This window comes from Pseudomonas sp. PAMC 25886 (assembly GCF_000242655.1).
Taxonomy (GTDB): domain Bacteria; phylum Pseudomonadota; class Gammaproteobacteria; order Pseudomonadales; family Pseudomonadaceae; genus Aquipseudomonas.
Map to the genome: position 1 here is coordinate 36,612 of NZ_AHHC01000070.1, position 12,568 is coordinate 49,179.

General features: G+C 59.9%; 13 protein-coding genes. 11 read left to right on the forward strand and 2 right to left on the reverse strand.

Annotated features, from left to right (window positions below):
• Positions 1-74 precede the first annotated feature (74 nt).
• The 5 genes from rplU (at position 75) to MUM_RS0123985 (ending at position 3,840) form a co-directional block, all read left to right on the forward strand.
• The gene (gene rplU / locus MUM_RS0123965) at positions 75-389 is read left to right on the forward strand and encodes a 50S ribosomal protein L21 (RefSeq protein WP_003176051.1); all 315 of its coding nucleotides are present in this window, start codon (positions 75-77) and stop codon (positions 387-389) included.
• Positions 390-423: 34 nt separating this feature from the next.
• On the forward strand, positions 424-699 hold the full coding sequence (gene rpmA, locus MUM_RS0123970) for a 50S ribosomal protein L27 (RefSeq protein ID WP_003215862.1): 276 nt from the start codon (positions 424-426) through the stop codon (positions 697-699).
• A 193-nt stretch (positions 700-892) separates the two neighbouring features.
• Complete coding sequence (gene cgtA, locus MUM_RS0123975; RefSeq protein WP_010174956.1) at positions 893-2,116, forward strand: Obg family GTPase CgtA; 1,224 nt, start codon at positions 893-895, stop codon at positions 2,114-2,116.
• Between the two features lie 123 nt (positions 2,117-2,239).
• Positions 2,240-3,358 (forward strand): glutamate 5-kinase, encoded by a 1,119-nt coding sequence (gene proB / locus MUM_RS0123980; protein WP_010174957.1) that lies wholly within the window; start codon positions 2,240-2,242, stop codon positions 3,356-3,358.
• A 17-nt stretch (positions 3,359-3,375) separates the two neighbouring features.
• Entirely contained in the window at positions 3,376-3,840 is a 465-nt protein-coding gene (locus MUM_RS0123985) for a CreA family protein (RefSeq protein WP_029616071.1), read from the forward strand.
• Between the two features lie 100 nt (positions 3,841-3,940).
• Here MUM_RS0123985 and rpsT read toward each other — a convergent pair whose 3' ends face one another.
• Entirely contained in the window at positions 3,941-4,219 is a 279-nt protein-coding gene (gene rpsT / locus MUM_RS0123990) for a 30S ribosomal protein S20 (RefSeq protein WP_003215870.1), read from the reverse strand.
• Positions 4,220-4,473: 254 nt separating this feature from the next.
• Between rpsT and murJ the strand changes: the two genes are divergently transcribed.
• From murJ to ispH, 6 genes are all read left to right on the forward strand, one after another.
• Entirely contained in the window at positions 4,474-6,012 is a 1,539-nt protein-coding gene (gene murJ / locus MUM_RS0123995) for a murein biosynthesis integral membrane protein MurJ (RefSeq protein ID WP_010174959.1), read from the forward strand.
• Between the two features lie 118 nt (positions 6,013-6,130).
• Positions 6,131-7,069, forward strand: a complete 939-nt coding sequence (gene ribF, locus MUM_RS0124000) for a bifunctional riboflavin kinase/FAD synthetase (RefSeq protein ID WP_010174960.1) — start codon at positions 6,131-6,133, stop codon at positions 7,067-7,069.
• A gap of 13 nt (positions 7,070-7,082) precedes the next feature.
• A complete protein-coding gene (gene ileS / locus MUM_RS0124005; RefSeq protein WP_010174961.1) occupies positions 7,083-9,914 on the forward strand; it encodes an isoleucine--tRNA ligase in 2,832 nt (943 codons plus the stop codon).
• The gene (gene lspA, locus MUM_RS0124010) at positions 9,907-10,416 is read left to right on the forward strand and encodes a signal peptidase II (protein WP_010174962.1); all 510 of its coding nucleotides are present in this window, start codon (positions 9,907-9,909) and stop codon (positions 10,414-10,416) included. The genes ileS and lspA overlap by 8 nt, the downstream gene beginning before the upstream one ends.
• Before the next feature lie 7 nt (positions 10,417-10,423).
• Positions 10,424-10,861, forward strand: a complete 438-nt coding sequence (fkpB, locus tag MUM_RS0124015; RefSeq protein WP_003215879.1) for an FKBP-type peptidyl-prolyl cis-trans isomerase — start codon at positions 10,424-10,426, stop codon at positions 10,859-10,861.
• Between the two features lie 72 nt (positions 10,862-10,933).
• Positions 10,934-11,881 carry a 4-hydroxy-3-methylbut-2-enyl diphosphate reductase gene (ispH, locus tag MUM_RS0124020; RefSeq protein WP_010174963.1) on the forward strand — a complete coding sequence of 316 codons (948 nt, stop codon included), beginning with the start codon at positions 10,934-10,936 and terminating at the stop codon, positions 11,879-11,881.
• On the opposite strand, the gene MUM_RS0124025 is transcribed toward ispH, so the two are convergent.
• Positions 11,835-12,416, reverse strand: coding sequence for a GspH/FimT family pseudopilin (locus MUM_RS0124025; RefSeq protein ID WP_010174964.1), 582 nt, complete (start codon positions 12,414-12,416; stop codon positions 11,835-11,837). The two genes, ispH and MUM_RS0124025, sit on opposite strands and share 47 nt — an antisense overlap.
• Positions 12,417-12,568 lie beyond the last annotated feature (152 nt).

Below are 12,568 nucleotides of genomic sequence, written 5' to 3' on the forward strand. Positions count from 1 at the left end.
CATCCCATGCAGCCATGCCAGCCAATACCTCTTCTTATAAAGCGCTGGGTGAGCAGGATTATCGGAGAAATACCATGTCGTACGCAGTAATTGTTACTGGTGGCAAGCAATACAAGGTCGCCCCAGGTGAATACCTGAAGATCGAGAAGCTGGAAATCGCTACTGGCGAATCCGTTACCTTTGATCGCGTTCTGTTGGTCGCCAATGGCGATGACGTGAACATCGGCGCTCCAGTTGTTGCAGGCGCTACCGTTGTGGCTGAAGTGATCTCCCAAGGTCGTCACGATAAAGTCCGCATCATCAAGTTCCGTCGTCGTAAGCACCACATGAAGCGTATGGGCCACCGCCAGTGGTACACCGAGATCAAAATCACCGGTATTCAGGCTTAATTTCAGCCTAATTCCTCACTAGGAGAATTGACTCATGGCACACAAAAAAGCTGGTGGTAGTACCCGTAACGGTCGCGACTCAGAAGCCAAACGCCTTGGCGTGAAGATGTATGGCGGCCAGGTTATCATTCCGGGCAACATCATCGTGCGTCAGCGCGGCACCCAATTTCACGCCGGTTACGGTGTTGGCATGGGTAAAGATCACACTCTGTTCGCTAAAATCGACGGCGTGATCAAGTTTGAAGTAAAAGGCGCTTTCAACCGCCGTTACGTGAGCATTGTCCCGAAGACTGAAGTCGTCGCGGCATAATTACGTAGTTGCTGGAAAAGCCCTGTCTCGCGACGGGGCTTTTTCGTTTGTGGGGTGAGTCTCTTGCAAAGCTGTTTGTGATGGGTGAAGGCAGTGGATTTGCGGTCGTTGCTTGAGGTCGCTGCGCTCATTTTTGCAAGAGTCTTATGTCTTGGTTTCTTAAGCTCGTCCATGCGACGAGAGGCGTTTTGTTATGAAGTTCGTTGATGAAGTTTCGATCCGAGTAAAAGCTGGCGACGGCGGTAACGGTTGCATGAGTTTCCGTCGGGAAAAATTCATCGAAAACGGTGGTCCCAACGGTGGTGATGGTGGTGACGGCGGCTCGGTCTACATGGTCGCCGACGAAAACCTCAACACTCTGGTGGATTACCGTTACACCCGGCACTTTGATGCCGAGCGTGGCTCCAACGGCGGCAGCACCGACTGCACCGGTAAAAAAGGCGAAGAGCTGGTCCTGCGGGTTCCGGTCGGCACTACCGTGATCGACTCCGCGACCCAGGAGATCATCGGCGACCTGACCAAAGCCGGTCAGCGCTTGCTGGTGGCTCATGGCGGCTGGCACGGTCTGGGTAACACCCGTTTCAAATCCAGTACCAACCGTGCGCCACGCCAGACCACGCCGGGCAAGCCGGGCGAGCAGCGTGACCTCAAGCTGGAAATGAAGGTGTTGGCTGACGTGGGTCTGCTGGGCCTGCCGAACGCTGGCAAAAGTACGTTCATCCGCTCGGTGTCTGCTGCCAAGCCGAAAGTTGCCGATTACCCGTTCACTACCCTGGTGCCAAACCTGGGTGTGGTCAGTGTCGATCGCTGGAAAAGCTTCGTGGTTGCGGACATCCCGGGCCTGATCGAAGGTGCTTCCGATGGCGCGGGCCTGGGGATTCGTTTCCTCAAGCACTTGTCCCGTACCCGCTTGCTGCTGCACCTCGTCGACATGGCGCCGCTGGATGACACCAGTGCGCCGGACGCTGCAGAAGTGATTGTCAGCGAGCTGACCAAGTTCAGCCCGTCCCTGGCTGAGCGTGACCGTTGGTTGGTACTGAACAAGTGCGACCAGATCCTCGAGGAAGAGCACGAAGAGCGCGTCAAGGAAATCGTTGATCGCCTGGAATGGACCGGTCCGGTCTACGTGATCTCGGCCATTGCCAAAGAAGGCACTGAGCGCCTCACTCGCGATATCATGCGCTACCTCGAAGACCGTGCCGATCGCCTGGCGGCCGACCCTGTCTACAAGGCGGAGCTGGCCGAGCTGGATCAGCGCATCGAAGACGAAGCCCGTGCCCAGTTGCAAGCGCTGGATGACCAGCGTGCGCTGCGTCGCAGTGGCGTCAAGTCGGTCCATGACATCGGTGACGACGATTGGGACGAAGAAGACGTGGATGATGAAGATGGCCCGGAAATCATTTACGTGCGCGACTGATTCGTTGCAGTAAACTTAAGCGCCGCTCAATCGAGCGGCGTTTTGGTATCTGGAAATCGGTAGTCACGAATAACGTTATGGGCGGCGCTGGGTCGCGCGGCCCTCTATCTAAGGTTGAAGATGATGCGGAGCAAGGTGACAGGTGCGCAGCGTTGGGTCGTTAAGATCGGTAGCGCGCTGCTGACGGCGGATGGCAAGGGGCTGGATCGTGCGGCCATGAGCGTCTGGGTGGACCAGATGGTGGCGTTGCATGAGGCTGGCGTTGAGTTGGTGCTGGTGTCGTCCGGGGCAGTTGCCGCGGGCATGAGCCGTCTCGGCTGGACCGCGCGACCCAGCGCGATGCACGAGCTGCAGGCCGCTGCCGCCATCGGTCAGATGGGCCTGGTGCAGGCCTGGGAGTCCAGCTTTGCCGAGCACGGTCGCCACACGGCGCAGATTCTGCTGACCCATGACGACTTGTCTGACCGCAAGCGCTACCTGAATGCCCGCAGCACCTTGCGCGCCCTGGTTGAACTCAAGGTGATCCCGGTGATCAACGAGAATGACACCGTGGTGACCGACGAAATTCGTTTCGGCGACAACGACACCCTGGCCGCCCTGGTGGCTAACCTGGTTGAGGCTGACTTGCTGGTGATCCTCACGGATCGCGATGGCATGTTCGACGCTGACCCGCGCAATAACCCGGATGCCCAGCTGATTTACGAAGCCCGTGCAGATGACCCGGCGCTGGATGCAGTGGCCGGCAGTGTCGGTGGTGCCCTGGGGCGTGGCGGTATGCAGACCAAGCTGCGTGCGGCGCGGCTGGCGGCGCGTTCCGGCGCGCATACCATCATCGTGGGTGGCCGGATTGAGCGTGTGCTGGATCGCCTCAAGGCGGGTGAGCGCATCGGTACGCTACTGTCGCCCGAGCGTGGCATGCTGGCGGCGCGCAAGCAGTGGCTGGCGGGGCATCTTCAGACGCGCGGTACCCTGGTGCTGGATGCGGGTGCGGTGTCTGCGTTGTCTCAAGGCAACAAAAGCCTGCTGCCGGTGGGCGTAAAATTGGTCCAGGGCAGTTTCCGTCGTGGCGAGATGGTGGTGTGTGTGGCGCCGGACGGTCGCGAGATTGCCCGTGGCCTGGCCAATTACAGCGCCCTCGAAGCGCAGAAAATCATTGGGCAGTCGTCTGAGGCGATTGTCGGTCTGTTGGGTTACATGGCTGAGCCGGAGTTGGTTCACCGGGATAACCTGATTCTGGTTTAAGTAAAAAGGAAGTCTCGATGCGCGTAATGAAGGGATTGCTCGGTTTGCTGCTGGTGGTGCCGCTGCTGGCGTCGGCCGAAGAGATTGGCCAGGTGTCGACGGTGTTCAAGTTCGTCGGCCCCAATGACCGGATCGTGGTCGAGGCCTTTGATGATCCGAAGGTGGATGGCGTGACCTGCTACCTGTCTCGCGCCAAGACTGGCGGGGTGAAGGGTGGCCTGGGCCTGGCGGAAGATCGTGCCGAGGCGTCGATTGCTTGTCGTCAGGTGGGCGCGATTCGCTTCAGGGGCGAGCTGAAGGATGGGGATGAGGTGTTCAAGGAGCGCACGTCCCTGGTGTTCAAGACCATGCAGGTGGTGCGTTTCCTCGACAAGAAGCGCAATACCCTGGTGTATCTGGTCTACAGCGACCGCTTGATCGAAGGCAGCCCGCAGAATGCGGTGACGGCGATTCCGATCCTGCCGTGGCCTACGGCGCAGTAAATCTCTAAAAGAGCCGGCATGCCGGCTCTTTTTTTGGCTTGCCCAAATTGCAGGCAATAAAAAACCGACCCTGGGGTCGGTTTTTTAACAAGCTTATCGCTTAGGCTGCAGCAGCAAGGTTCAGAGCCTTGATGTGGCCATTCAGACGACCTTTATGGCGAGCAGCTTTGTTCTTGTGGATGATGCCTTTATCGGCCATACGGTCGATAACTGGCACGGCCAGAACGTAAGCAGCTTGAGCTTTTTCAGCGTCTTTTGCGTCAATGGCTTTAACTACATTCTTGATGTAGGTACGAACCATGGAACGCAGGCTGGCGTTGTGGCTGCGACGCTTCTCAGCCTGTTTTGCACGTTTTTTGGCGGAAGGTGTGTTGGCCACCGTCGAGCTCCTCGAAAGACTTTTTAGGAAATAGCAAACAAAATAGGCCGCGAATCATGCCGATGAGTTGAAGTCTTGTCAAGGGCGTGTGATGCGAACTGCTGAGTGGTCGATCTTAAGAGGCGGGTGATTTATTTCCGGCGCTTGACCTGTAAACTCGCGAGCTTTGGCTCTGTGCTTGTTGCAGGCGCGGAGTATCGCATATGTGGGCCGTTTGTTCGCCTGCTCTTTATCTATAGGCAAAAACTCTTTCAATGAACCTGCTCAAATCGTTGGCCGCCGTCAGCTCTATCACCATGATTTCCCGGGTTCTGGGGTTTGTGCGTGACACGCTGCTGGCACGTATTTTTGGCGCCAGCATGGCCACGGATGCCTTCTTTATTGCCTTTAAACTGCCCAACCTGCTGCGGCGGATCTTCGCCGAAGGGGCTTTTTCCCAGGCCTTCGTGCCGATTCTGGCGGAATACAAGGCCCAGCAAGGCGAGGAGGCGACCCGCACCTTTATTGCTTATGTTTCGGGTTTGCTGACGCTGGTGCTGACGCTGGTGACGATCGCGGGCATGCTCGCCGCGCCCTGGGTGATCTGGGCCACGGCCCCCGGCTTTGCCAATACGCCGGAAAAATTCGCCCTGACCACTGACCTGTTGCGGGTGACCTTTCCTTATATATTGCTGATTTCCCTGTCGTCCCTGGCCGGGGCGATCCTCAATACCTGGAACCGCTTCTCGGTGCCGGCGTTTGTGCCAACCCTGCTTAACGTCAGCATGATTGTTTTTGCGCTGTTCCTGACGCCGTACTTCGATCCGCCCGTGATGGCTCTGGGCTGGGCGGTCCTGGCCGGTGGCCTGGCACAACTGCTGTATCAGCTGCCGCACCTGAAGAAGATCGGCATGCTGGTGCTGCCGCGCCTGAACCTCAAGGACACCGGCGTCTGGCGGGTGATGCGCAACATGCTGCCGGCAATCCTCGGGGTTTCCGTCAGCCAGATTTCACTGATCATCAACACTGCCTTCGCCTCGTTGCTGGTCTCGGGTTCGGTGTCGTGGATGTATTACGCCGACCGCCTGATGGAATTGCCGTCCGGTGTGCTGGGTGTGGCGCTCGGCACCATCCTGCTGCCAACGTTGTCCCGAACCTACGCCAGCAAGGACCGTCACGAGTATTCGCGGATCCTCGATTGGGGCCTGCGCCTGTGCTTCGTGCTGGTGCTGCCGTGCGCCGTGGCCCTGGGGTTGCTCGCCGAGCCGCTGACGGTTGCGCTGTTCCAGTACGGCCAGTTCACCGCGTTTGACGCCTCGATGACCCAGCGTGCGCTGATTGCCTACTCCGTCGGGCTGCTGGGCATCATCGTGATCAAAGTGCTGGCCCCTGGCTTTTATGCTCAACAAAACATCCGCACCCCGGTAAAAATCGCGATCTTCACCCTTATCGTGACGCAGCTGCTCAACCTGGCGTTCATTGGCCCGTTGAAGCATGCCGGGCTGGCGCTGGCGATCAGTGTGGGTGCCTGCATCAATGCCGGGCTGCTGTTTTATCAGCTGCGCAAACAGAAAATGTTCCAGCCGCAGGCGGGCTGGGGCCCGTTCGCGCTCAAGCTGGTGGTGGCCGTGGGCGCGATGGCGGCGGTGCTGCTGGGCCTGATGCACTTCATGCCCGCCTGGGATCAGGGGCATATGCTGGAGCGCTTCATGCGCCTCGGTGTGTTAGTGGTGGCTGGCGTAGCGGTGTACTTCGGCATGTTGCTGCTGATGGGCTTCCGCTTGCGGGATTTCAATCGCAAGTCGCTGAGCTAGAGACTTTTCGTCGATAAAGCGGTTGTTTTATCGATTCGCACAAATGGCCTGCGCTGTTGCCTGTCGTCCGGGGCCGGGTGTGGTTATAATCGACCACTTTATGAGCAAGAAGCGCGTTATGCAGCTGGTTCGAGGTCTCCACAACCTGCGCCCCCAGCATCGGGGCTGCGTCGCCACTATTGGCAACTTTGACGGTGTTCACCGTGGCCACCAGGCTATCCTGGCCCGCCTGCGTGAGCGTGCGGTTGAGTTGGGCGTGCCCAGCTGTGTGGTGATTTTTGAACCACAGCCCCGCGAATTCTTTACCCCGGAAACGGCGCCGGCACGTCTGGCCCGCCTGCGGGACAAGCTGCAACTGCTGGCGGAAGAGGGCGTGGACCGTGTCCTCTGCCTGGCTTTCAACCAGCGCTTGCGCAGCCTCAGTGCCGCCGAGTTCGTCGACCGTATCCTGGTGGACGGCCTGGGCGTGCAGCACCTGGAGGTCGGCGACGACTTCCGTTTCGGTTGCGACCGGGTAGGGGATTTCGATTTCCTGCAGCAGGCCGGCGTCACCCAGGGTTTTACCGTCGAAGCCGCGCAAACCGTCGAACTGGACGGCCTGCGCGTGAGCAGTACCCAGGTGCGTAACGCCCTGGCCGCTGCCGACTTCGCCTTGGCCGAGCGTTTGCTCGGTCGCCCGTTCCGGATTGCCGGGCGGGTCCTGCACGGCCAGAAGCTGGCGCGCCAACTGGGCACGCCAACCGCCAACGTGCAACTCAAGCGCCGTCGTGTGCCGCTGACCGGGGTTTACCTGGTGAGTGTCGACATCGACGGCCAATCGTGGTCCGGAGTCGCCAACATAGGCGTCAGGCCCACGGTTGCAGGTGATGGCAAAGCCCACCTGGAGGTTCACCTTTTGGATTTTGCCGGTGATCTGTATGACCGGCGTTTGACGGTGGCTTTCCACCAAAAGCTGCGTGAAGAGCAGCGTTTCGCCTCCCTGGAGGCGTTGAAAACGGCGATCAATGCGGATGTCGCCGCCGCCCGTGCACTAGCCGCACCTAGCGCCCATCGCTAATGAAGAGCCTTAAATGACCGACTATAAAGCCACGCTAAACCTTCCGGACACCGCCTTCCCAATGAAGGCCGGCCTGCCACAGCGCGAACCGCAGATCCTGCAGCGCTGGGACAGTATTGGCCTGTACGGAAAGTTGCGCGAGATTGGCAAGGATCGTCCGAAATTCGTCCTGCACGACGGCCCTCCTTATGCCAACGGCACGATTCACATCGGTCATGCGCTGAACAAGATTCTCAAGGACATGATCGTCCGCTCGAAAACCCTTTCGGGCTTCGACGCGCCTTATGTTCCGGGTTGGGACTGCCACGGCCTGCCGATCGAACACAAAGTCGAAGTGACCTACGGCAAGAACCTGGGCGCGGATAAAACCCGCGAACTGTGCCGTGCCTACGCTACCGAGCAGATCGAAGGGCAGAAGTCCGAATTCATCCGTCTGGGTGTGTTGGGCGACTGGGCCAACCCGTACAAGACCATGGACTTCAAGAACGAGGCCGGTGAAATCCGTGCCTTGGCCGAAATCGTCAAGGGCGGTTTCGTGTTCAAGGGCCTCAAGCCCGTGAACTGGTGTTTCGACTGCGGCTCGGCCCTGGCCGAAGCAGAAGTGGAATACGAAGACAAAAAGTCCTCGACCATCGACGTGGCCTTCCCGATCGCCGACGAGGCCAAGCTGGCCGAAGCGTTCGGCCTGGCGAGCCTGGCCAAGCCAGCCTCCATCGTGATCTGGACCACCACCCCGTGGACCATCCCGGCCAACCAGGCGCTGAACGTGCACCCGGAATTCACCTACGCCCTGGTAGACGTCGGTGACAAGCTGCTGGTGCTGGCTGAAGAGCTGGTTGAGTCGTGCCTGACCCGCTACAACCTGCAGGGCTCGGTGATCGCGACCACTACCGGCTCCGCGCTGGAGCTGATCAACTTCCGTCACCCGTTCTACGACCGTCTGTCGCCAATCTACCTGGCCGAGTACGTTGAACTGGGCGCCGGCACTGGTGTGGTTCACTGCTCGCCTGCCTATGGCGTAGATGACTTCGTGATCTGCAAGCAGTACGGCCTGGTCAACGACGACATCATCAATCCAGTGCAAAGCAACGGGGTGTATGCGCCGTCCCTGGAATTCTTCGGTGGCCAGTTCATCTTCAAGGCGAACCCGGCGATCGTCGACAAGCTGGCTGAAGTCGGTGCGCTGCTGCACACCGAAACCATCACCCACAGCTACATGCACTGCTGGCGCCACAAGACCCCACTGATCTACCGCGCCACCGCGCAGTGGTTTATCGGCATGGACAAAGAGCCGACCAGCGGCGAAACCCTGCGCAAGCGTGCGATCAAGGCGATCGAAGACACCAAGTTCGTCCCGGCCTGGGGCCAGGCGCGCCTGCACTCGATGATCGCCAACCGTCCGGACTGGTGCATCTCCCGCCAGCGCAACTGGGGCGTGCCGATCCCGTTCTTCCTGAACAAGGAAAGCGGCGAGCTGCACCCACGTACCGTCGAGCTGATGGAAGTGGTTGCCCAGCGCGTTGAGCAAGAGGGTATCGAAGCCTGGTTCAAGCTGGATGCCGCCGAGCTGTTGGGCGACGAAGCGCCGCTGTACGACAAGATCAGCGACACCCTCGACGTGTGGTTCGACTCGGGTACCACCCACTGGCACGTATTGCGTGGCTCGCACCCTATGGGTCACGAGACCGGCCCGCGCGCCGACCTGTACCTGGAAGGCTCCGACCAACACCGTGGCTGGTTCCACTCCTCGTTGCTGACCGGTTGTGCGATCGACGATCACGCCCCGTACCGCGAGTTGCTGACCCATGGTTTCACCGTCGACGAGAACGGTCGCAAGATGTCCAAGTCTTTGGGCAACGTGATCGCGCCGCAAAAGGTCAACGACACCCTGGGCGCCGACATCATGCGCCTGTGGGTGGCCTCTACCGATTATTCGGGCGAGATGGCCGTGTCCGAGCAGATCCTGCAGCGCAGCGCCGATGCGTACCGCCGGATCCGTAATACCGCACGCTTCATGTTGTCGAACCTGACCGGTTTCAACCCGGCCACCGACATCCTGCCGGCCGAGGACATGCTCGCCCTGGACCGTTGGGCCGTGGACCGTACCCTGTTGCTGCAGCGCGAGTTGCAAGAGCACTACGGCGAATACCGTTTCTGGAACGTCTACTCGAAGATCCACAATTTCTGCGTGCAGGAGTTGGGTGGTTTCTACCTCGACATCATCAAGGACCGCCAGTACACCACCGGCGCCAACAGCAAGGCCCGCCGTTCGGCGCAGACCGCGCTGTACCATATCTCTGAAGCGCTGGTGCGCTGGATCGCGCCGATCCTGGCCTTCACCGCCGACGAGCTGTGGGAATACCTGCCGGGCGAGCGTAACGAGTCCGTGATGCTCAACACCTGGTACGAAGGCCTGACCGAACTGCCGGCCGACTTCGAGCTGGGCCGCGAGTACTGGGAAGGTGTGATGGCGGTCAAGGTTGCGGTGAACAAGGAGCTGGAAGTGCAGCGCGCGGCGAAGGCCGTTGGCGGCAACTTGCAGGCCGAAGTCACGCTGTTTGCCGAGGAAGGCCTGACCGCCGACCTGGCCAAGCTGAGCAACGAACTGCGCTTTGTCTTGATCACGTCCACCGCCAGCCTGGCGCCGTTTGCTCAAGCCCCTGCGGATGCCGTCGCGACTGAAGTCCCGGGCCTCAAGCTCAAAGTGGTCAAGTCGTCCTTCGCCAAGTGCGCCCGTTGCTGGCACTGCCGTGAAGATGTCGGTGTGAACCCGGAGCATCCGGAAATCTGCGGTCGCTGCGTCGACAACATCTCTGGCGCTGGCGAGGTTCGTCACTATGCCTAAAGCCAGTCGTTTTGGACGCCTGGGCTTGCTCGTACTGAGCGTGCTGGTGCTGGTCATTGACCAGCTCAGCAAGGCTCATTTCGAAGGCGCCTTGCAGATGTACCAGCAGATCGTGGTGATTCCCGACTACTTCAGCTGGACCCTGGCCTACAACACCGGCGCTGCGTTCAGCTTCCTGGCTGACAGCTCCGGCTGGCAGCGCTGGCTGTTTGCCTTGATCGCCGTGGTGGTCAGTGCGGTGCTGGTGGTCTGGCTCAAGCGCCTGGGGCGCGATGACACCTGGCTGGCGGTTGCGCTGGCCCTGGTGCTGGGTGGCGCATTGGGCAACCTGTACGACCGCATCGCCCTGGGCCATGTGATCGACTTCATTCTGGTGCATTGGCAGAACCGCTGGTACTTCCCGGCGTTCAACTTTGCTGACAGCGCCATCACCGTCGGTGCAATCATGCTGGCGTTGGATATGTTCAAAAGTAAGAAAACCGGAGAGACCGTTCATGACTGAACAGGTATTGGCTGAGCAACGCATCGGCCAGAACACGGAAGTCACCTTGCATTTCGCATTGCGCCTGGAGAATGGCGACACGGTCGACAGCACGTTCGACAAGGCTCCGGCGACCTTCAAGGTTGGCGACGGCAACCTGCTGCCGGGCTTCGAAGCGGCCCTGTTCGGTTTCAAGGCCGGCGACAAGCGCAACCTGCAGATCCTGCCGGAAAACGCCTTTGGCCAGCCCAACCCGCAAAACGTGCAGATCATCCCGCGCTCGCAGTTCCAGGACATGGAGCTGTCGGAAGGCTTGCTGGTGATCTTCAATGATGCGGCGAATACCGAGCTGCCAGGTGTGGTGAAAGCCTTTGATGACGCGCAAGTGACCATCGACTTCAACCACCCGTTGGCCGGGAAAACCTTGACCTTTGATGTTGAAATCATCGACGTTAAAGCGCTCTGACTGACGAAGCCGGCGCTGGTAAACGGCGCCGCAATGTTCCAATTTCTTGCGTTGCAAGACACGAGGCACAGCATGCAAATCAAACTCGCCAACCCCCGTGGCTTCTGCGCCGGCGTGGACCGGGCGATTGAAATCGTCAACCGCGCCCTGGAAGTCTTCGGGCCGCCGATTTATGTGCGTCATGAAGTCGTCCACAACAAATTCGTGGTCGAGGACCTGCGCAGTCGCGGCGCCATCTTCGTTGAAGAACTGGACCAGGTGCCGGACGACGTTATCGTCATCTTCAGCGCCCACGGCGTTTCCCAGGCGGTGCGTACTGAAGCTGCAGGCCGTGGCCTGAAAGTGTTCGACGCTACCTGCCCGCTGGTGACCAAAGTGCACATCGAAGTTGCGCGCTACAGCCGCGATGGTCGTGAATGCATCCTGATCGGCCACGCCGGTCACCCGGAAGTCGAAGGCACCATGGGCCAGTACGACGCCAGCAATGGCGGCGCGATCTACCTGGTAGAGGATGAAAAAGACGTCGCTGCCTTGCAGGTGCACAACCCTGAAAAGCTGGCCTTCGTCACCCAGACCACCTTGTCCATGGATGACACAAGCCGCGTCATCGATGCCTTGCGCTCGCGTTTCCCGGCCATCGGCGGGCCACGCAAGGATGACATCTGCTACGCCACGCAAAACCGCCAGGATGCGGTCAAGCAATTGGCTGACGAATGCGACGTAGTACTGGTGGTGGGCAGTCCGAACAGTTCCAACTCCAATCGGCTGCGCGAGCTGGCCGAGCGCATGGCGACTCCGGCCTACCTGATCGATGGTGCCGAAGACATGCAGCGCAGCTGGTTCGACGGTGTCGAGCGCATTGGTATCACTGCGGGTGCCTCGGCCCCGGAAGTGCTGGTGCGTGGCGTGATTCAACAATTGCAGGCCTGGGGCGCAACCGGTGCCGATGAGCTGGCTGGTCGTGAAGAGAACATCACTTTCTCCATGCCCAAGGAGCTGCGGGTTCGTTCGCTGCTCTGAGTCCCTGGGTGCCGGCATAGCCTCGGCACAACGCCTGCTCGGTCTTGTTACTGCGCAGGCTGATGCGCCCGCTGGCTGCCAGCACTATCTGATACAGGCTCAATTGCTGGTCCGTGGCACACACGTGAACCGTGCCAGCACTGAACGCCCCTGCTGACAGCAGCGGTTCACCCAGGCCGCTGAAGCGTATCTGGGTTCTCACCGGGGTATTCCCCACAATTGGTATCTGCCCACTGTCCTGGCGCTCCAGCAGCACCGGGTTGTCGTCGTCCAGATGGCCGCGACCGTTCAGGTCCAGTATTACCCTCCATCCCCGACTCCAGTCATCGTCCAATGCATGGATGACCACCGTGCGATTGCGTGCGATGGCTTCCGTGCGCGCATAACGTACCCCGCTGGCGAGGGATTCGGCGGCGCCCTGGCGTCGTTGCGACTCAAGCAGCCCCTTGAGGCTCGGCACTGCCAGATTGGCCAGGATGCCGCTCAGGAACAGGCCCAGTATCAGCTCGATCAGCGAGAAACCTCGTTGTTTCATGTGCCGTCCCTCCGTGGACGCGGTGTGCTTTTTCAGTCGGTGCCGGATGGCAGACATAGTTATAGCGCCCGGGTCGCGGCGTCGAATGGTGGCCATGTAGTCCAAAGTATTTCGCTTTGTTCCGGGGTGCAGCGCTTGGGCAAGACCGGCGC